Consider the following 20,236-nt stretch of genomic DNA (forward strand, 5'->3'; position numbering starts at 1 on the left):
GCCCGCAGCAATATTCAAGATGGCACCATATTGCACCTCAGCCGCAGGAGTGCCAGCAACCCTGATGGTTATCCCCTGCTGATCGGCGAGGATGTCACCGTCGGTCACAAGGCCATGTTGCATGGTTGCACCATAGGTAATCGGGTGCTGATCGGCATGGGCGCCATCATGCTCGATGGAGTCGTGGTCGAAGATGAGGTGATGGTGGGTGCTGGCAGTCTGGTGCCGCCAGGCAAGCGACTAGAGTCGGGCTTCCTTTATATGGGCAATCCGGTGAAGCAGGCTCGCCCCCTCAAACCCGCCGAGATAGCCTTCCTCAAGACGTCGGCCGATAACTATGTCCTGCTCAAGGATGAATACCTGCAAGAAGCCTGATAATGAAAGACCCGGCCCTGATGTGATCTCGGGCCGGGTCTGCATTCACAATGTGTCCTCTATATAAGGAGGAGAGCTACGCCCTTGCTATTAATGGGCCTGATCCCAGTTGTCACCCGTTCCGGCTTCCACGACCAGGGGGACATGCAATTCGGCCGCCCCCGACATCAGTGCCTTGATGAGGGGCACATACTCTTCAACCTTGTCCGCCCGGACTTCGAACACCAGTTCATCGTGAACCTGCATCATCATGTGGATGGAGTCATCCTCAATGCCGTTCAGCCATGCCTCGACCTGGATCATGGCGCGCTTGATGATATCCGCCGCAGTCCCCTGCATGGGGGCATTGATAGCCGCGCGCTCGGCACCTTTGCGCAGCCCCGCGTTACGGGACTTGATGTCCGGCAGATAGAGGCGACGGCCGAACAGGGTCTCGACATAGCCCTGCGCCTCGGCCTGCTGGCGAGTGCGCTCCATGTAGTCGAGCACCCCCGGGTAGCGTTCGAAATAGAGATCCATGTATTTCTGCGCTTCGGCACGGCCGATCCCCAGCTGCTTGGCAAGGCCAAAGGCACTCATGCCATAGATAAGACCGAAGTTGATCGCCTTGGCACTGCGGCGCATGTCGGTGGTCACCGCATCCAGTGCAACGCCGAATACCTCGGCGGCGGTCGCCTTGTGGATATCCTTGCCCTCGGCAAACGCGGTCAACAGCCCCTTGTCTCCGGAGAGGTGCGCCATGATACGCAGCTCAATCTGGGAGTAATCCGCCGCCACCAGTTTGTAACCCGAAATGGGCACGAAGGCCTGACGAATGCGGCGTCCCTGTTCGTTGCGGATGGGAATATTCTGCAGGTTGGGATCGGTGGACGAGAGTCGGCCAGTCGCCGCCACCGCCTGATGATAGGAGGTGTGCACCCGTCCGGTCTGGGGCTTGATCATCAGCGGCAGCTTGTCGGTATAAGTCGACTTGAGCTTGGCTAACGTGCGGTGTTCCATTAGAAGCCGTGGCAACTCATAGTTCTCGGCCAGCTCGGCCAGCACCTCTTCCGCCGTGGAAGGCGCCCCCTTGGGGGTCTTCTTGATGATGGGCAGTGCCAGCTTGGTGAAGAGTATCTCGCCAAGCTGTTTCGGGGAGGAGAGGTTGAACTCCTGACCCGCCAGCTCGTGAGCCTGACCCTCCAGCTCTTTGAGACGCAGCTCTATCTCCTGGCTCTGTTGATGCAACAGCTTGGGATCTATGGTGGTGCCCAGCAGTTCCATGCGTGCCAGCACCGGCAACAAGGGCAGCTCTATCTCCTGGAACACCTTGACCAGGGAAGGCTCCTGAGCAAGCTGGCCCCAGAGGGCGTGATGCAGGCGCAGAGTAATGTCGGCATCTTCCGCCGCATAGGGAGCGGCTTGCTCCAGCTCAATCTGGTTGAAGGTGAGCTGCTTGGCGCCCTTGCCGGCGATCGCCTCGAACGAGATGGTCTCCACCCCCAGATACTTCTTGGCCAGGGAGTCCATGTCGTGACGGCTGGCAGTGGAGTTGAGCACATAGGATTCGAGCATGGTGTCGAAGGCGATACCCTGCAGGTCGATGCCATGATTGAGCAGCACGTTACGGTCGTATTTGAGATTCTGACCCACCTTGAATCGGGTGCTATCTTCCAGCAGCGGCTTGAGCTTGCCCAGCACCACCGCCTCGGTCAGCTGAACCGGCGCCCCCAGATAATCATGGCCAAAGGGCACGTAAGCGGCTTTGCCTGGCTCGATGGCGAACGAGACGCCTACGACACGCGCCTCCATGTAATCGAGACTGGTGGTCTCGGTGTCGAAGGCAAACAGCTCGGCCGTGGCCAGCTTGCCCAACCAGCTGTCAAATTCAGCCTCGGTCAAGACACACTGATAGTCGGTCTCGATGACAGCGGCCTTGTCTGACTCGGCCTGTACGTCTTCATTAGCAGTGGCATCGTCACTCCCCTCCAGCTCCTTGACCAGGTTGCGCAGCTCATATTCCCGGTAGACGGCCAGCAGTGACTCCTTGTCGATAGGGCCCAGCACCAGCTGCTCAAGGGATTGCTCCAGCTCAACGTCGGTCTTGATGGTCGCCAGCTCATATGAGAGCCGCACTTGCGGCTCCTGCTCGCGGAACTTGTCGGCAAATGCTTTGGAGCCACGAAAACCCAGGGCGGCTACCTTGTCCAGATTGGCGGCGATCTGGTCGATGCTGCCGATCCCTTGCAGCAGGGCCAGCGCCGTCTTCTCACCGACGCCCGTCATGCCGGGGATGTTGTCGACCTTGTCCCCCATCAGGGCCAGATAGTCGATGATGAGTTCCGGCGGCACGCCAAACTTCTCGATGACACCCTCTCTATCGGTTTTTACATCCTTCATGGTGTCGATCAGAGTGACATGGTCAGAGACCAGCTGCGCCATGTCCTTGTCACCAGTGCTGATGAGCACCGGCAACTGCTTCTCGGTCGCCTGGCAAGCCAGGGTCCCTATCACATCGTCGGCTTCGACCCCCTCGATCATCAGAAAGGGGAAACCCATTGCCTTGATCATCTTGTGGATGGGGGCAACCTGACTGCGCAGATCATCCGGCATGGGCGGGCGCTGAGCCTTGTAGTCCGGATAGATGTCATCGCGGAAGGTCTTGCCCTTGGCATCGAACACCACAGCCACATGACTGTCGGGGTACTGTTTGCGCAGGCTGCGCATCATGTTGGCCATCACCCGCACGGCGCCACTTGGCAATCCGGTCGAGGTACGAAGGTCAGCCTGTTGGGAGGCGAAGAAGGCGCGATACAGGTATGAAGAACCGTCGACCAGAATGAGGGGATTGCTAGGGGCCATGAAGTCGTCCTGCCAGAGAAATAAACAGCCGCTAGGATGCCACAGGGGCACGGCAGCACCAAGGGGGCTGGTCTAGCCGATTACTGGCTGAATGCCAACCAAAATCTGTGGATAACTCTGTGTCTAAAATAGCAATGCAGCAGCCAACCCTGTGATAAAACACAGAGGCAAACAAAAAAACCATTTAAAACCAAAGACATACAAGGCTAGAGCGATGTGATGTTGCAGCTTTGATGATCTAGGCAAATGTGGAAAAAATTTTAAGGGGATTGGTAAGGCAGGATCCAAAACGAAACAATCCTAGCACAGCACTGTGACTTGACCAGTCGGGGGTGAACGATAACCATACCAAAGTGCCAGTTTCCATCCTGGCTCACATTTTCGACAACCAGGAGTATCCCCATGAAAAAAGTGGCCGTGATCTTGAGTGGCTGTGGTGTGTTTGATGGCAGTGAAATCCATGAAGCGGTGATCAGCCTGCTGGCCCTGGCACGCCAAGGCGCAACGTATCAGTGCTTTGCCCCCGATGTACCCCAGCTGCATGTCATCAATCATCTGACCGGAACGGTCAGTGAGGGAGAGAGCAGAAACGTGCTGGTCGAGGCGGCCCGCCTCTGCCGCGGCCAGATCCGTGATGTGGCCGAGCTCGATGGCGCCGACTTTGACGCCCTGTTGCTGCCAGGAGGCTTTGGTGCGGCCAAAAATCTCTGTGATTTTGCCGTCAAGGGCGCGCAATGCCAGATCCAGCCGGACGTGCTCAAGGCGTGTCGCAGCTTTGCCAATGCCCGCAAACCCGCCGCCTATATCTGCATCTCCCCCGCCATGATCCCCCTGGTTTATGGCGCTGGCACCCTGGCCACCATAGGCAATGACCCAGATACTGCCACCGCCATGGAGACCATGGGCGCCAGCCACCTCGACTGCCCGGTCAACGAATGCGTGGTCGATGAGGAACGCCGGGTTATCTCGACCCCGGCTTACATGCTGGCCAACAACATAGTCGACGCCGCCGATGGGATAGAGAAGACGGTCAAGCGGCTGCTCGCTATGTGTTGAACGCTATTCCAGAGAGCCAGGGACTGGTTGAGGGTCTGCGAGCTGTATCACACTCCTTGGCACTCTGATGTCAGCAAAGAAAAGGCCGCTCCATGAGCGGCCTTTCAGCGTGCAGCGGCGTATCGTTTAGATGGCTTCGTCCATCTGATCGATCTTGCCGAGCAGGGCGCGCAGGCGCTCTTGCCAGGCAACGTGCTCATTGCGCAGTTGATGGTTCTCATCTTGCAGCTGATTGTTCTGCTGCTTCAGATCGTCCAGTTCCATCTTCAGCAAAGAGATGTTGTCGACGGCGGATTGGACTTTGGATTCGAGTTGTTCAAGGACTTCTAATGACATGATGCCTACCTATTTGTTCAATTGCGATGCCCCACAGAGGGCGATTCCAGCGCGTGAGGCCAGCATACCCTGAGCCGCTCGGCACAAACAAGCCGGAGCGAGGGAAAATGGGGTCTCAACGCCCTCCCAGCTCAAATCTGCGTCTATTTCCTTCACATCAGCCTCTGCCTCAGCCAGACCAGGCCAGGTAACCCCCAATCAACAGGCAGGCGACCAGATACATGAGGGCTCCGTAGAGCAGATTCCAACGCAGCAGCAAGGCAGCACTCAGGTTGTAGCGAGCGGCCAGCGCCAAGTTGGACCCGGACAGCGGGCTGGTCCCCGTCGCCAGTCCCCAGCCAAGCAGGAAGCACATGCCGAGCAGGCTGGGATCCGGGTTCAGGGGCCAGATCAGGGGAGCCAGACCCGAGATGCTGATCAACGGATGCACCCCGAAGATGGCGACCACCAGCATGAACAACAGGGTCAAACAGGCTTCGAGCCAGCCGAAGTGATTGAACAACGGCAGACCGTGATCGCCGAAGGCAAAGGTGGAGAGAGTGCTGTTGATGCTGGCCGCCAGCAGACCCGCTCCGAGGAACAACACCAGCTGGCCACCAATGGCGGGGAAGCGCTCCACCACCTGGCGCTTGAGCGCCATGGCACGCCCCTGAGACGGCATGAATACCAGGGCAAGGGCGGGTGCCACCAGGGCGATCACCGCCAGAATGCTGAGTGCAGGCCAGAGCTGCTTGACCACTACCACCACCACGGCCAGGGCCACCGGCAGAAGCAGGGTCTGCAAGCGCAGCGGGTAGCCTTGAAATTCCGCTATGGCTCCCAGCCTCTCCACCTGCCAGGCGGTGATCCCCATGGCCAGCAAGGCACCGACGATACCGAACGGCATGATGCTTGCGAGATGCATCCCTGGGGCATAGGTCAGGGCAACGGCCATGGCCACGAAGAAGGGTGACCAGAAGGCGGCGGCGCAGAAAATACGGCTGAGCACCATCACCTGACGCCGCTCCAGGCTGTTATTACGCTCCAGGCGATCACCGATGATGAAGAGCACAGACAGGTTGATGACGGCGCCGAGCAAATTCAGGCTCGCCATCGTGCTCCACAGTCCTTTGCGCCCCGACCATGCGTTAGTGCCGCCCTGCAGGCCGGCACTGGCCAGGTTGAGGGTACTCACGGCGGCAAACATGGTCAGCATATTGATGTTGGGTAGCAGCCAGTCCCCGAGGGAGAGACTGGCGCCGCGCCAGAGGGAGAACAGCAGTAGCAACAATGCGGCGCCATAGAGTGCCAGGGCTTGCCGTTTTGCCGCCCCCGCCAGCCTGGGCCAAGTCAGCAATGAGGCGAGCCAGGCCGCCAGCGCCGCTGGCCAGGGCGAGACACCCCCGTAAAGATGCAGCAGGTTAAGCAGCCACATTGCCAGGATCAGGTATCCCGACCACAACTTGGCCATGAGCCCGCCTTAATGAGAGTTCAGAGACACTGGTCCATGTCCAGCGAGGGTTTGTCACAGTCGGGATGGCCCACTATCTTGGCGGGCACGCCGGCGACGGTCGTATGAGGGGGCACCGGGTTGATCACCACGCTGCCCGCCCCTATCTTGGCGCCCATGCCGACCTCGATATTGCCGAGCACCTTGGCGCCCGCCCCTATCATGACCCCTTCACGGATCTTGGGATGGCGATCGCCACCCGCCTTGCCGGTCCCGCCCAGGGTGACGCTCTGCAAGATGGAGACATCATCCTCGATCACCGCCGTCTCGCCGACCACAATGCCGGTGGCATGGTCGAACATGATGCCCTTGCCGATCCGGGCCGCGGGATGCACGTCCACCCCGAACACCACGGATATCTGGTTTTGCAGATAGAGCGCCAGTGGCCTGCGCCCTTGCATCCATAGCCAGTTGGCAACCCGATAGCCCTGCAGGGCATGGAAGCCCTTGAGATAGAGCAGTGGCGTGGAGAAAAACTCGACCGCAGGATCGCGCTCCTGCACGGCGCAAATATCCGCAGCCACCACGGCCAGCAGGCCAGGATCGCTACGCAGCGCCAGCTCTATCACTTCGCGCAGGACGATGGCGGGCATGGTGGCGCTGTCGAGCTTGTTCGCCAACTGGAAGCTCAAGGCCGAGCGCAGCGTCTCATGATTGAGAATGGTGGAGTGGAAAAAGCTGGCCAGCATGGGCTCTTCCGCCGCCATCCTGCCCGCTTCCTGCTGAATTTTTTGCCACGTGTGGGCAACCAGATCATCCATGTTACTGCCTACTGTTGTTCGATTGGAGGGCCTTGCTGTTCCTTGAGCACCACTGAGATGGGGTCCATATGTATGATGACATCCATCCGCTCAAACCCCTGGCGCACCGCCATTTCCGCCTCATCGGCGATCTGGTGGGCCTTGACCAGGGGGAGCTGATCATCCAGCTCAAGGTGCAACTGTACAAACCGGGTGGGGCCGGATTGGCGAGTACGCAGGTCGTGAACCCCATGTACGCCTGGGACCTGACAGCAAAGAGTTATTATTCTCGCTTGTTCCTCCTCTGGCAACTGGCGATCCAGCAGTGCCTGTACCGATTCATAGCCAATCTGGATGGCACCCCATACCAGGAACAAGCCAATCACTATGGCAAATAGACCATCCGCCCAGAACCAACCCTGCCCCGCCAACACCAGGGCGAGCAGGACGCCCGCGTTGAGCAGCAGATCGGATCGGTAGTGCAGCATGTCCGCCTTGATGGCCACACTGCCGGTGCGCGCGACCACCCATCGCTGGAAAGTCACCAGTGCCAGGGTCAACACTATGGATCCCGCGCTCACCCAGATCCCCGCCTCTAGCCGCACTATGGGATCCTGCTTGAGGAGAGAAGAGATGCCGTGCATCACCAGCAGCAGGGCAGAGCCCGAGATGAAGGCTGACTGGACCAGCCCGGCCAGAGACTCTGCCTTGCCGTGACCGAATTTGTGCTCTTCATCGGCGGGTACCAGGGCATAGCGGATGGCAAACAAGTTGATGAGGGAGGCACTGACGTCCATAAAAGAGTCGGTCAGTGAGGCCAGCAGGCTGGAGGAGTCGGTCATCAACCAGGCAATCAGCTTGGCGGTGATAAGCAGGCTCGCGGTGCCGACGGCAGCCACGCTGGCCAGGGTGACCCAGCGGGAATATTGTTGATGGCTCACAACCGGCTTTCCTCTTGCGGTTAAAAAACTATTATACCCTGACCCTGCCTTCTCTTTGGCGCGAAAAATGATCGGAACTGGCGACAGATGAACAGAATCCTGCTGGTCGATGACGACCTGGACCTCACCCAACTACTGCACGAGATCCTGACCCTGGAAGGCTTTCAGGTCACCGTGGCCGACGACGGTGAACAGGGGCTGCAACGCCTGGCAGAGCAGGCGTTCGACCTGATATTGCTGGATGTCATGATGCCCAGACTCAACGGGTTCGCCATGCTGGCCCGCCTGCGCGAGCACCTCGACACCCCTGTGTTGATGCTGACCGCCCGGGGAGACAGTCAGGACAGAGTCAATGGCCTTGAAGCGGGCGCCGATGACTACCTGGCCAAGCCGTTCGACGACCGCGAATTGCTCGCCCGCATTCGCGCCATACTGCGCCGTACTCAGCACTCCGGCACGCAAAAGCTGGGTGCCGATGAAGTGTCGTTTATGGACATTCAGCTACAACCCGGCTTGCAGCAAGCTCGCTGTGCCGGAAGAGAGCTGGATCTGACCGCAACCGAATTTGGCTTGCTCGAATGCCTGCTGCGCAGTCCTGGCCAGATAATCAGCAAGAAACTGCTGTCCGAGCAAGTACTTGGCAAGAAACTCGAACCCTTTGATCGCGCCATCGACATGCATCTGAGCAACCTGCGCAAGAAGCTGCCGGAGCGGCCCGATGGCCAGCCCCGCTTCAAGACAGTGCGGGGCCGCGGCTATCTCTGGCTGGAAGCAACATGAAACCCCACAACATCCACGGCCTCTCCAGCCAGATCTTTCTCTGGTTCTGGAGCATGTTGCTGCTGATCCTGGCAGTCGTGATCAGCCTGCCATCCCTGGATCCCCGCAACACCATCCCCCTGCCCCCCAAAGAGCAGCTCTACATGAAGCAGCACGTCAGTGCCCTGCTGCAGGGGACCCCCCCCGACCAGGCGTTCGACTTGCAGCAGGCACTGCAGATTGCCGGTTTGATGCAGGTGGGCAGCATCTATGTGCGGGACCAGGATGGCCAGGTGCAGTCCACCACGCCGCCGGACAAGTTCGTGATGCGCTTCATGTTGGAGGTGGACCAGCTGACCAGCCCCATGATGGGCCGGGACCATGATGACGCCATCGCCGGCCCCTTCCTGCTCGAGCACAATGGCCACAGCTACCATGTCTACTTCGGGCTCAATGTCGATAACCCTTATCTGTTTCTGGTGATCCAGATCCTGGATCACCCCGTGCTGATCCTGCTGGTCGCCATGTTGATCAGCACGCCGCTCTGCCTGCTGCTCGCCATGCGGCTGACCCGCCCCATCCAGCAATTGCAGCAGTCTGTCTCCCAAATTGCGGCCGGTGAGCTGGAAACGCGCATCCCCAATCTCGAGAGACGGGATGAGATAGGCCAGTTGGCCGATAACGTCAGCCACATGGTGGAGACGCTCAAGCTGATGATCCAGAAGCAGAAGCAACTGCTCTCCGATATCTCCCACGAGCTGCGCAGCCCGCTCACCCGCATCCAGCTCGCCCAAGCCCTGATCCGCCGCAAGCAGGGTGACAGCAACGAGCTGGCAAGGATCGAGTCTGAGATTGGTCGGCTCGACAAGCTGATCGGCGACCTGCTCGATCTCTCTCGTGCCCAGCAACACGTGGAAGCGCCGGGCCACCATCAGCTCGCCGACCTGCTCGATCCCATACTGGATGACGCGCTGTTCGAGGCTCACCAGAGCGGCAAACAGCTCAGAGTGCCCCCCTTGCCCGATATTGCCCTGCGGATGTGGCCGGAGCTGCTGGCTCGCGCCCTGGAAAACCCGCTGCGCAACGCTCTCAAATACGCCACTGGCTTGATCGAAGTTGACTGGACCAGCACGGATCAGCACTGGATCATGACCATACGCGATGATGGCGCCGGGGTACCCGCCGATCAGCTGGCACTGCTGTTCCAGCCCTTCTACCGGGTCGATGATGCTCGCAACAGTCAGACCGGGGGCACAGGATTGGGACTCGCCATCGCCGCCGAGGCGGTGCGCCGCCACGGTGGCACCATCACGGCCGGCCATAACGAGCCCCATGGCCTGCTCATCACCATCACCTTGCCGTTGGCCTGAGTCTCTTTTCATTGCCGCGGGTGCTGGGTATGCTGGCGCCCCTTCAGGCCCCTATCAGGATGTTGTCATGCTCGACATAGTGCTCTACCAACCGGAAATTCCCCCCAATACCGGCAATATCATCCGACTCTGTGCCAATACCGGCTATCGGCTGCATCTGATAGAACCCCTGGGTTTTGAGTGGGACGACAAACGGGTAAAGCGCGCCGGACTGGACTACCACGAGTTTGCCGAGGTGAAGCGTTGGCCCAGCTTCGAGGCTTTCATGACCGGGATAGCCCCTGTCCGCGTGTTTGCCTGTACCACCAAGGGCAGCCGAGCGCACTCGGCCGTCCACTTCGCCCTCGGTGATGCCCTGCTATTTGGCCCGGAGAGCCGTGGCCTGCCCATGGAGATCATCGAGAGTCTTCCCCCCGAGCAGCGGTTGCGCATCCCCATGGTGCCCCAGAGTCGCAGCATGAATCTCGCCAATGCGGTGTCCGTGTTTGTCTACGAGAGCTGGCGTCAACTGGGCTACCAAGGCGCCCAGTAATCGACCCGGAAAGGGTATGCCCTAAACAAGAAGAGCCCCTTTGCTGGCAGGGGCTCTCTCATTCTGGCGGAACGGGGCAACTGTGCGGCCACTTAGCCGCGGGAGGCAAGCAGTCGACCATCGAGCTCCATGCGCCAGCAGAGCAGGCCAAGACTTAAGCCACGGCCGACCATGAGCGCCGCCATCGCCGCCCAGAGCGCACTGCTGCCCAGCGGCTGACATAGCCACCAGACCGGGAAGAAGCCAGCAAATACGGCGACCAACATGCTGTTACGCATCTCTCTGGCCCGGGTTGCACCGATGAAGATCCCATCGAACAGGAAGCACCAGACCGCCAGCAGCGGCATGACTACCAGCCAGGGCAAGTTGCGCTGCGCCTCCAGTATCACCTCTGGCAGAGAGGTGATACTGGCGATCAGGGCCTGGCCCGCCAAGCCAAATATCAGGGTGAAGCCCGCGGCTACCAGCAGGGCCCACCCCAGATTGAGCACTATCACCTCCCGCAGCCCCTGCCTGTCACGACGACCGATGGCACGCCCCACCATGGCCTCGGCGCCATAGGCAAAACCATCCAGCCCGTAAGAGATCAACATCAACAGGTTGAGCAGGACGGCATTGGCCGCCACCGTCACATCACCGAGCCGGGCCCCTTGCAGCGTCATGAAGGCGAAACAGAGTTGCAGGCAGAGAGAACGGATGAAAATATCCCGATTCAGTCCCAACAAGCGCAACAAGGCTGGCCACTGCCGCCAACGGCTCAAGGCACCTTGCCATACATCTGGCGCAAGGGATCGCAGGCGGCGACTCACCAGCCAGATGCCCACCCCGAGTGCACAGTAATCGGCGATGAGGGAGGCTGCCGCCACCCCCTTGACTTCCCAACCCAGCCCCAGCACGAATAGCGCATCCAGCACCATGTTGATGAGATTGCTCAGGATCAACAGTGCCATTGGGCTGCGCGCATCCTGCAATCCCAACAGCCAGCCCATGATCACCAGGTTGCACAGCGCCGCAGGCGCACTCCAGATGCGCACGGCCACATACTGACCCGCATAGTGTTGCACTTCGGCCGAGCCCCCGCTCAAGCCGATGATATGTGGCAGCAGCGGCAACACCAGCGCCATGACCAACACTCCCATGACCAGAGCCAACCCCATGGCACGGGCCAGGGTATCGAGCAGATCCCGGCCGCTGGCCGCGCCATGGGCTTGCGCCGTCAACCCTGTGGTCGACATGCGCAGGAAGCCGAGCAGCCAGAAGATCAGGTTGATCAGGGTCGCGCCGACCGAGACGCCTCCGAGAAACCAGGCCTGGCTCAGATGACCGATGACCCAGGTATCCACCAGGCCGAGCAGCGGGGTAGTGATGTTGGAAAACACCATGGGTAGCGCCAGGGCGAACACGGCGCCATGGCGGGCGGGGTCCCGTAACCAGGCTGGCAAAAGAGACATGAACTCAGCTGCCGGACAGGGTCAGAATGCGGGAAAAATCCGATACCAGCGTTTTCATCACCACATGAGGCACCTGACCCGGGGCCGAGTCGGGCCGGAAGATGGCCTGCAACTGCCCCTGCGGATTGACCAGCACTATGGAGGCTGAGTGATCGATCAGGTAGTCCTTTTCGCCCTGATCGGCGATGGAGTAGATGAGGCCGAGGTTGCGTACGAAGGGGAACAGGTCCGCGTGAGAGGCAGTCGCCGCCTTGAATTCAGGCTGGAAGAAAGCGACATAGCTCTTCAGACGCTCTGCGGTATCCCGCTGGGGGTCCGCCGAGATGAATACCACTTGGCTACGGGCATCCAGCGCCTTCAAATCGGGATAGATGGACCTCAGATCAGCTAGCGTGGTGGGGCAGACATCGGGGCAGAAGGTATAGCCAACAAACAGGAAACTCCAATGCCCCTGCAAACTGGCGGGTGTGAAGGGTTGACCATCAGCATCGGTCAGGGAGAAGGCGCCGAGATCGCGTCCGACCGGATAATAGGTCGCCTCCTCAGGCTCTTTGGGTTTATGGATAAACCAGGCGGTAGAAACACCCGCAACAAATACCAGCAACAACAGGGAAAAGCGCCACTTAACCATAATCAATCCAATGATCCGCCAACAAGACAATGAAGAGTACCATCAGGTGTGTGATGGAAAATTTGAAGCAGTGTATCGCAGTCTGTGCATCCGGCGAGAACTTGAGGCGCCAGGCCCACTGAATGAACCTCAGGTTGAGGCAGACGCTTCCGAGCAGATAACCCCACCCAGCCATGCCAACCACCCAGGGCAACAGGCAGATCAGGGTCAGCAACAGGGTATAGAGCAACACACAGGTCTTGGTAAATTCGATGCCATGGGTCACCGGCAACATGGGGACATTCGCCCGCGCATAGTCATCGCGCCTGTGAATGGCCAAGGCCCAGAAATGGGGGGGGGTCCAGGTAAAGATGATTGCCACCAGCAGCAGGGCGTGGGGATCCAGGGAGCCCGTTACCGCCGTCCAGCCAAGCAGAGGGGGCATGGCGCCCGCCAAGCCGCCGATCACTATGTTCTGCGGTGTCGCTCGCTTGAGCCAGACGGTGTAGACGACGGCATACCCGATCAAGGAGCAGGCAGTCAGCCAAGCGGTAAGCCCGTTAACCCCCAGCCAAAGAGTGCCTATACCGCCAACACACAACAAGAGAGCGAAGGCCATTGCCTGCTGCGTCTCTATCCGGCCCCGCGCAACCGGTCTGTGATGGGTACGCGCCATGCGCAAGTCTATGTGCCTGTCCAGTACATGATTGATGGCGGCCGCCCCTCCCGCCGCCAGGCCAATCCCGGTCAGCGTCAAAAACACCCGACCGAGACTAGGCACCTGTCCGGTGAGGTACATACCCACCAGCGCGGTCAGTAACAGGAGAGCAACCACCTTGGGTTTGGTAAGCATCAGATAATCTTGCCAACGCGACCAGGCCGTGGCGTACAACCCATGGGTTCGAATCATGTCATATCTCCCTTATCCGGCCTGACTGGCGACCGAGCGCAAACCAGATGGTCACCATGGTGAGTAGCAGCAAGGCAGCAACCCCATGATGGGCCAGTGCCACCGGAAGCGGCAGCAACAAACCTATGTTGCTCACCCCCAAGACTATTTGCAGCAATACCAGGCTCGCCAGCACCAATCCCAAACCCAACCGGCCCTCTCGACCTAGTCGCCAAGCCAGCAGCAGCAGGGTAAGCCCTGTGACGACGGCCCAACTTCTATGGGTCAGCTGTATCGTCATGCGAGCACCATATGGCAATACGCCGAATTGATAACTATCGCTAGGCGGCGGTATGGGGTCGAAGGCCTGGATAAAATCGAGCCAGCGCCACCAGGGCCCATCACACCAGGGCAGTTGATGGCAGGTGAGCGCCGCATAGTTGGCCGAAGTCCAGCCGCCCAATGCTATCTGCAGCACCAAGACCCCTAAACCGATGCGGGTCAGCCAGAGAGTGCGGGGGGGATAGGGCGTCGAGGGCGTTGACTCGGTGCCCGCCGACCAATGCTTCAAGTTAGCCAGCCAGAGTAGCGCCAATATGGTCATCCCCCCCAATAGATGGCCCATCACCACCAAGGGGAAGAGATTCATGGTCACCGTCAGCATACCCAGTGAGGCCTGGCCCAGTACCAATCCAAACGTCAGGCAGGCGAGCAGTCGGCCCTGTCGCCGGAGGAGGGAAACCAGTGTCATGGCAAGGATGACGAGACCAAGCACCCCGGCACAATATCGATGGAGCATCTCATTCCAGGCGAGGTGCGGCTGCAATGGGGTATCAGGGAAACGATGCTCGGCCAATGTCAGCTCATGGCTCTGACTGGGAACCATGTGAAAACCATAGCATCCTGGCCAGTCCGGACAGCCGAGGCCCGCCTCCGTCAGCCGGGTATAGGCCCCAAGTACGACTACCACGGCCGTGAGCAACAAGGCACACAGACTGATCCAGCGCATATCACCCCCAAGGCCCATGAGGCCAGATGGTTTATTGTTTTTATCCGATTCGTGATAATTTCAATAACTTGCGAAGGTCTGCCAACAGAGCCTCCCCGGCCGACAGTTCATTTCCTGCGGTAAGGGCAATGGGATAACGCAAGACCAACTGTCCTCTGGGGTCGGCGATATAGATGTAACCCTCCGCCAGCCCGGTCTGATTCACCGCAGTCTTGATCAGTGGATCCAAACTCTCGCTGCCCAGGCGCATGGGAACCACCCGGTCCCGCTCCTGGCCCAGTGCTAACCAGCTCTGGTGCAACAGATAGACGCCCGCCGAGCAGCGGGCATCGCAAACGGTATCGGTTGGCAACAGCAGATGCCAGCGGCCCTGTTGGGGCACCTGGCCCTGCACCCATTCTCCCTGGGCGGTTGCCCCCCCCTGAAACCAATGCTGGCTAAGCACCAGCCAGGCAATGGCAGGAGACGCCAAAAACACCAGCACCATGGCCAATAGTGGTGTCGCCTTCATTTCGCCTCCTTATCTCTGCGCGCATGTTCAGCCTCAACCTCGTGGGTTGTCTTGCGCCACCACCAAACAGTCAGGCCAATCAGGGTCAACGTCATGACAAACCACTGCACGGCATAGCCTATATGCCGGGATGGTGCCATCGGCATCTCAGGCTGGCGATGTACCAACTCAGGCCAGGCCCCTCCTTCCTCTAGCACCAGTACGAAGGGCAATACCGGCTGATGCCACTGCTTAGCCAGCCAGGGAACATCTATCGCCTGGAGCCGATGTGGCCACTCTTCCTCCGCGTCGCCGAGGTGCAGAGGGGGACGATAGGGGCGAGCCACCCGTCCTCGAACTCGGTACTCTCCTGCCGGTTGTGAAACAGCTGGTATAACCTGACGATCTTGTCCTTGGGGCAGCCAACCCAGATCGACCAGCAATAACCCCTGTGCCGTAACCATAGGGCGTAAAACCTGGTAACCCGGCCGCCCTTGATAAACCTGGTTATCGAGGAAGAGGGTGATCCCTGGGGCAAATCCCCCTTCCATTGAGAGTTGATAGCCATACCTGTCCTCCTTGACCAACAGGTCCTGCAGACTCAGTTCGACTTGGCCACGCTGATGCATCTGGTCAAGCAACTGGCGCTTTTGCGCTGCACGAGTCAGCTGCCAACTGCCTAGCCAGACCATGAGCAACGCCATGGCAAAGGCCAGCACTAGCAGACCAACTCTTCCTTTTGCCCCTGCAAAGCCACCTATAATCACGTCATCGCCCGGAGAGTAACGACCATGATCATCAAATTGCTCCTGTTATCACTGCTCGCCATGGTACTGATTTCCCTGTTCAGGGCCCTGTTCCAACTGGTCAAGGGCCAGACTCACCTGCCGGCAAGCCACTACCTGGGACGCAGAGTGCTCTTCTCCGTGCTACTCGTCGCCCTGTTACTGCTGGCCATGCTGAGCGGCATGTTGACCCTCAACCCTTCGCCTTTATGAGCGCTCTCTAAAGGATATAGACGAAAACAAACAGGCAGAGCCAGACCACATCAACAAAATGCCAGTACCAGGCGCTTGCCAGAAAGGCAAAGTGTTGATGAGCATTGAAATGTCCCTTCATCACCCTGAGCCACATGATGAAGAGCATGAGGGAGCCGAGGAATACGTGCATGCCGTGGAAGCCGGTCAGCATGAAGAAAGTATTGCCATAGATGCCGGATTTGAGGGTCAGCCCCATCTCTGTATAGGCGTGGTAGTACTCGAAAACCTGCAATGAAAGGAAAAGAAGACCGAGCAGGACAGTGCTGCCGAGCAATACCTTGACCCTATTCCTATGTCCCTGTTCCAGGGCCTGGTGGGCAAACTGCAAGGTCACCGAGGAGCTGAGCAGTAACAGCGTGTTGGCCAGTGGCAATCCCTGCCAGGGCATGGCTTCAGTACGGGTGCCGCCGGGAGTGGTCACCAATGGCCAGATGGCCTTGAAATCAGGCCAGAGCACTTCGTGAGTACTGAGGTGATGAAAATGTTCCCCACCCAGCCAGGGAACAGATAGCACCCTTGCATAGAACAGCGCACCGAAGAAAGCGCCGAAGAACATCACCTCGGAGAAGATGAACCAGCTCATTCCCTGACGAAAAGATCTGTCCATCTGCTCGCTGTAGAGCCCGCTCATGGACTCATTGATGACGTGACCAAACCAGCCAAACAGCATGACTATGATGGTCAAGATGCCCGCCAATAACAGCCATCCTCCCGGGCTGCCATGACTTATCAGGGTACCGGCTCCGGATGCCATCAGGAACAGACCCACAGCCCCCATGATGGGCCAGGGACTCTGCGCCGGGACATAGTAGCTATTCGCCATACTCGCCTCCGATACGGGGCTCGAGGCCTCGTCATGTGGGATCTCTTCAGCCATTCTGACCACCCTGCCCCATCGCCTTGGTCACGTCATACAGGGTGTAGGAGAGTGTCAGGGTATGCATCTCGACTGGCAGGGCCTGATCGATATAGAAACGCAGCGGCAGCTCCGCTCTCTCTCCGATGGCCAAGTGCTGCTGCTGAAAACAGAAGCACTCTGTCTTGTGCAGATAACGGGCCCCCAGCCCGGGGGTCACTGAGGGTACGGCTTGCAAGACCCTGGCACTATCCGCCAGATTCTCGACCATGAAATGGGTGCTGCTCAGCTCGCCAGGATGCACTTCTATCCGTTGTACGATCGGGGCAAATTTGCCCTCGAAGCCCGGGAAGGGATAGGCAACCAGTTCCAATGTCACTGTGCGGGATCGGTCAACCTCTCCGCTGGCTGCCGCAGCCGCCACCGGCTCCGTCTTGCCGTTTATCCCCGTGATCTGGCACAGAACGTCATACAAAGGCACAAGCGCATAACCAAACCCGAACATCAGTAGCGTGATCAGCACCAGTTTGAGGGTGAGCTTTGCATGCATGTCACTTCACCTCGGGAGGAGTTGTGAAGGTGTGGTATGGCGCTGGCGATGGCACTTCCCACTCCAGGCCCTGGGCACCATCCCAGGGTTTGGCTGGTGCGGCGGCGCCACCTCGGATGCATTTGATCACCACGTAGAGAAAGATGAATTGGGACAGACCGAATGCGAATCCCCCCAGGCTGACGATGCTGTTCACATCGGCAAACTGGATTGAATAATCAGGGATCCGCCGTGGCATGCCTGCCAGACCGAGGAAATGCATCGGGAAGAACAAGACATTGACCGAGATGACGGAACACCAGAAATGCCACTGGCCGAGCCGTTCGTCATACATGTGCCCTGTCCATTTAGGGAGCCAGTAATACGCCGCAGCCATGATGGAAAAAATGGCCCCTGTCACCAGTACATAATGAAAATGTGCCACCACGAAGTAGGTATCGTGATACTGAAAGTCCGCCGGTGTGATGGCCAGCATCAGCCCGGAGAATCCCCCCATGGTAAACAGCACTATGAAGGCAATGGCGAACAGCATGGGCACCTCAAAGCTGAGCGACCCGCGCCACATGGTAGCCACCCAGTTGAATACCTTCACGCCAGTTGGCACCGAAATGAGCATGGTGCAATACATGACGAAGAGTTCGGCGAACACCGGCATGCCGGTGGTGAACATATGATGAGCCCACACCAGGAAGCTCAGCCCGGCAATCGAGGCGGTGGCATAGACCATGGAGCTATAGCCAAACAGTGGCTTGCGAGAGAAGGTGGGGACTATGGCCGAGATGATGCCAAAACTCGGCAATATCATGATGTAGACCTCGGGGTGACCGAAGAACCAGAAGATATGCTGGAACATGACGGGATCCCCACCTCCGGCTGCATCAAAAAAGCTGGTACCGAAATATTTGTCGGTCAACACCATGGTCACCACGCCGGCCAGCACGGGCATGACGGCGATCAGTAAGAAGGCAGTCACTAGCCAGGTCCAGACGAACAGAGGCAGTTTCATCCAGGTCATGCCTGGCGCCCTCAGGTTACAGATGGTCACTATGACGTTAATGGCCCCCATGATGGAGCTGATCCCCATGATATGGATGGAAAAGACAAACAGTGCCGTGCTGTCAGGGGAGTAGTGGGTAGAGAGCGGCGCATAGAAGGTCCAACCGAAATTGGGGCCCCCACCCTCGGTGAACAGTGACCCCAGCAGGATCAGGAAAGCGAATGGCAGTATCCAGAAGCTCCAGTTGTTCATGCGCGGCAATGCCATGTCTGGTGCCCCAATCATCATGGGGATCATCCAGTTGGCCAATCCGGTGAACGCGGGCATGACGGCGCCAAATACCATCACCAGACCGTGAACCGTGGTCATCTGGTTGAAAAAGGCGGGCTCAACCAGTTGCAATCCCGGCTGGAACAGCTCGGCCCGGATCACCATGGCCATGGCTCCCCCGGTCAAAAACATGGCGAAACTAAACCAGAGATAGAGGGTTCCAATGTCCTTGTGGTTGGTGGTCAGCAACCAACGCAGCAAGCCTCTGGGCTTATGGCCATGTTCTGCCTGATGATCGACATCCGTGACGACACTCATCTTGCTCTCTCCTACCTGGTTTTTCCCTTGAGGAAGGCATCTACATCCTTGGCCTGCACTTCATCGCCCTTGTTATTACCCCAGGCATTGCGCTCATAGGTGATCACGGCTGACAGCTCCTGCAGGCTTAGCTGATTGGCGAAGGCCTGCATGGCCGTCCCTGGTTTGCCGTGCAACACCCGCTCCAGGTGATCCGCCTTGGGGCCCATCGCAATGGGGCTGCCTTTGAGAGCGGGGAAAGCACCAGGCACCCCTGCTCCATTCGCCATATGGCAGGCGGCGCAGTGGCCCAGATAGATCTTCTCGCCAAGTTTCATCAATTCGTCCCGACTCATGGTCATGGCCAGCAGTTTCTGCTCCTGCTCCTTGGCCGCCAGCTGCTCGGTTCGGGTCTTGCTCAACCACTGATTAAACTCGTCCTCAGGCTTGGCGATAACCACTATGGGCATGAAACCATGCCCCTTGCCGCACAACTCGGCACATTGGCCGCGATAGATACCGGGTTGATCGATACGGGTCCATGCCTCGTTGATGAAGCCTGGGTTGGCATCCTTCTTCACCGCGAAAGCGGGCACCCACCAGGAGTGGATCACATCTTGGGAGGTGATGAGAAAACGTACCTTCTTGCCAGTGGGCAGCACCAAGGGGCGATCCACCTCAAGCAGGTAGTTCTCTCCTTTGTTGCGCTTGTTATCGATCTGCGCCTGAGGCGTCGCCAGCAGGCTGTAGTATTCGACGCCATCATCGAAGTAGCGGTAATGCCACTTCCACTGCGACCCCGTTATCTGCACAGTCAGGTCGGCATCGGTTGTATCTTCCATGGCGATCAGGGTACGAGTGGCCGGAATGGCCATGCCAATGAGGATGAGGAAAGGGATCAGGGTCCAGAGGATCTCGACTCTGGTACTCTCGTGGAAATGGGCGGCTTTCGCTCCCTTATCCTGCCGATGGTGCCAGATGGCCCAGAACATGACCCCGAACACCACCAGACCTATCAAGGCGCAGATGATGAGAATGGTCATGTGCAAGTCATAAACGTTACGACTGACCGCGCTGACACCCTCCGTCATGTTGAAGCGCATACCATTGCCGAGCGCAACACCGCTCCAGGCACACAGGAATATTGAGAGAGTAATCAGGACTCTTTTCACTCTGCCCCCATTTTTAGCGCTGCCCTGTCGGGCATTTCTTCCCTGAGATTGGTCTTTGGTGCCAATCGACAGGTTAAGTAAAGCAGCAAATGAGAATGTGTGAAAAAAGTGTTAAAAAAGAATTTGAAAAAACAGGCGGGAATAACAAGGCCCCTCAACGGGGCCC

The 20,236-nt window shown here is 58.6% G+C and carries 21 protein-coding genes (1 of these 21 only partly in view); 6 read left to right on the forward strand and 15 right to left on the reverse strand.

Annotated elements, in window-relative coordinates; translation table 11 throughout:
• Positions 1-375, forward strand: partial view of a gamma carbonic anhydrase family protein gene (locus tag KYK33_RS19225; RefSeq protein ID WP_224431540.1) — the 3' portion only. Its footprint begins 165 nt before the window's first position; 375 of the gene's 540 nt are visible here — the last part of the coding sequence; its start codon lies beyond the left edge, outside the window; its stop codon occupies positions 373-375.
• Positions 376-465: 90 nt separating this feature from the next.
• Here KYK33_RS19225 and polA read toward each other — a convergent pair whose 3' ends face one another.
• Positions 466-3,216, reverse strand: a complete 2,751-nt coding sequence (gene polA, locus KYK33_RS19230; protein WP_224431541.1) for a DNA polymerase I — start codon at positions 3,214-3,216, stop codon at positions 466-468.
• Positions 3,217-3,618: 402 nt separating this feature from the next.
• On the opposite strand from polA, the gene elbB reads away from it, so the two are divergent.
• Complete coding sequence (gene elbB, locus KYK33_RS19235) at positions 3,619-4,272, forward strand: isoprenoid biosynthesis glyoxalase ElbB (RefSeq protein ID WP_042042725.1); 654 nt, start codon at positions 3,619-3,621, stop codon at positions 4,270-4,272.
• 126 nt (positions 4,273-4,398) lie between these two features.
• On the opposite strand, the gene KYK33_RS19240 is transcribed toward elbB, so the two are convergent.
• The 4 genes from KYK33_RS19240 to fieF all read right to left on the reverse strand — a co-directional run bounded on the left by KYK33_RS19240 (position 4,399) and on the right by fieF (position 7,778).
• Positions 4,399-4,608 (reverse strand): cell division protein ZapB, encoded by a 210-nt coding sequence (locus KYK33_RS19240; RefSeq protein ID WP_042042726.1) that lies wholly within the window; start codon positions 4,606-4,608, stop codon positions 4,399-4,401.
• A 169-nt stretch (positions 4,609-4,777) separates the two neighbouring features.
• Positions 4,778-6,058 (reverse strand): hypothetical protein, encoded by a 1,281-nt coding sequence (locus tag KYK33_RS19245; RefSeq protein WP_224431542.1) that lies wholly within the window; start codon positions 6,056-6,058, stop codon positions 4,778-4,780.
• Between the two features lie 20 nt (positions 6,059-6,078).
• Positions 6,079-6,858, reverse strand: a complete 780-nt coding sequence (cysE, locus tag KYK33_RS19250; protein ID WP_042042730.1) for a serine O-acetyltransferase — start codon at positions 6,856-6,858, stop codon at positions 6,079-6,081.
• Positions 6,859-6,866: 8 nt separating this feature from the next.
• Positions 6,867-7,778, reverse strand: a complete 912-nt coding sequence (gene fieF / locus KYK33_RS19255; RefSeq protein WP_042042732.1) for a cation efflux pump FieF — start codon at positions 7,776-7,778, stop codon at positions 6,867-6,869.
• A gap of 87 nt (positions 7,779-7,865) precedes the next feature.
• Between fieF and KYK33_RS19260 the strand changes: the two genes are divergently transcribed.
• The 3 genes from KYK33_RS19260 to trmL all read left to right on the forward strand — a co-directional run bounded on the left by KYK33_RS19260 (position 7,866) and on the right by trmL (position 10,439).
• Positions 7,866-8,558: a response regulator gene (locus tag KYK33_RS19260; RefSeq protein WP_042042734.1), complete on the forward strand. Its 693-nt coding sequence runs from the start codon at positions 7,866-7,868 to the stop codon at positions 8,556-8,558.
• On the forward strand, positions 8,555-9,907 hold the full coding sequence (locus KYK33_RS19265; protein WP_042042735.1) for an ATP-binding protein: 1,353 nt from the start codon (positions 8,555-8,557) through the stop codon (positions 9,905-9,907). Before KYK33_RS19260 ends, KYK33_RS19265 begins: the two co-directional genes overlap by 4 nt.
• A 67-nt stretch (positions 9,908-9,974) precedes the next feature.
• Positions 9,975-10,439, forward strand: a complete 465-nt coding sequence (gene trmL / locus KYK33_RS19270; protein ID WP_042042736.1) for a tRNA (uridine(34)/cytosine(34)/5-carboxymethylaminomethyluridine(34)-2'-O)-methyltransferase TrmL — start codon at positions 9,975-9,977, stop codon at positions 10,437-10,439.
• 92 nt (positions 10,440-10,531) lie between these two features.
• Here trmL and dinF read toward each other — a convergent pair whose 3' ends face one another.
• From dinF to KYK33_RS19300, 6 genes are read right to left on the reverse strand one after another with little or no spacing between them, the layout of a single operon-like run.
• Entirely contained in the window at positions 10,532-11,890 is a 1,359-nt protein-coding gene (gene dinF / locus KYK33_RS19275; RefSeq protein ID WP_224431543.1) for an MATE family efflux transporter DinF, read from the reverse strand.
• A gap of 4 nt (positions 11,891-11,894) precedes the next feature.
• Entirely contained in the window at positions 11,895-12,521 is a 627-nt protein-coding gene (locus tag KYK33_RS19280; protein ID WP_224431544.1) for an SCO family protein, read from the reverse strand.
• Positions 12,514-13,410, reverse strand: a complete 897-nt coding sequence (gene cyoE, locus KYK33_RS19285) for a heme o synthase (RefSeq protein ID WP_042042739.1) — start codon at positions 13,408-13,410, stop codon at positions 12,514-12,516. Before cyoE ends, KYK33_RS19280 begins: the two co-directional genes overlap by 8 nt.
• A gap of 1 nt (position 13,411) precedes the next feature.
• Positions 13,412-14,398 (reverse strand): COX15/CtaA family protein, encoded by a 987-nt coding sequence (locus tag KYK33_RS19290; protein ID WP_224431545.1) that lies wholly within the window; start codon positions 14,396-14,398, stop codon positions 13,412-13,414.
• 40 nt (positions 14,399-14,438) lie between these two features.
• Positions 14,439-14,909 (reverse strand): hypothetical protein, encoded by a 471-nt coding sequence (locus tag KYK33_RS19295; RefSeq protein WP_224431546.1) that lies wholly within the window; start codon positions 14,907-14,909, stop codon positions 14,439-14,441.
• Entirely contained in the window at positions 14,906-15,607 is a 702-nt protein-coding gene (locus KYK33_RS19300) for an SURF1 family protein (RefSeq protein WP_224431547.1), read from the reverse strand. Before KYK33_RS19300 ends, KYK33_RS19295 begins: the two co-directional genes overlap by 4 nt.
• Before the next feature lie 72 nt (positions 15,608-15,679).
• Between KYK33_RS19300 and KYK33_RS19305 the strand changes: the two genes are divergently transcribed.
• Positions 15,680-15,886, forward strand: coding sequence for a DUF2909 family protein (locus tag KYK33_RS19305; RefSeq protein ID WP_224431548.1), 207 nt, complete (start codon positions 15,680-15,682; stop codon positions 15,884-15,886).
• 7 nt (positions 15,887-15,893) lie between these two features.
• Here KYK33_RS19305 and KYK33_RS19310 read toward each other — a convergent pair whose 3' ends face one another.
• The 4 genes from KYK33_RS19310 to coxB are packed head-to-tail and all read right to left on the reverse strand — an operon-like array spanning position 15,894 to position 20,070.
• The gene (locus KYK33_RS19310) at positions 15,894-16,751 is read right to left on the reverse strand and encodes a cytochrome c oxidase subunit 3 (protein WP_224431549.1); all 858 of its coding nucleotides are present in this window, start codon (positions 16,749-16,751) and stop codon (positions 15,894-15,896) included.
• Positions 16,752-16,797: 46 nt separating this feature from the next.
• A complete protein-coding gene (locus tag KYK33_RS19315) occupies positions 16,798-17,334 on the reverse strand; it encodes a cytochrome c oxidase assembly protein (RefSeq protein WP_224431550.1) in 537 nt (178 codons plus the stop codon).
• Position 17,335: 1 nt separating this feature from the next.
• Complete coding sequence (gene ctaD, locus KYK33_RS19320; protein ID WP_224431551.1) at positions 17,336-18,919, reverse strand: cytochrome c oxidase subunit I; 1,584 nt, start codon at positions 18,917-18,919, stop codon at positions 17,336-17,338.
• Between the two features lie 11 nt (positions 18,920-18,930).
• Positions 18,931-20,070, reverse strand: a complete 1,140-nt coding sequence (gene coxB, locus KYK33_RS19325) for a cytochrome c oxidase subunit II (protein ID WP_224431552.1) — start codon at positions 20,068-20,070, stop codon at positions 18,931-18,933.
• Between the last annotated feature and the right edge of the window lie 166 nt (positions 20,071-20,236).

Origin of the sequence: Aeromonas rivuli, assembly GCF_020149575.1 — a bacterium.
Taxonomy (GTDB): Bacteria; Pseudomonadota; Gammaproteobacteria; order Enterobacterales; family Aeromonadaceae; genus Aeromonas; species Aeromonas rivuli.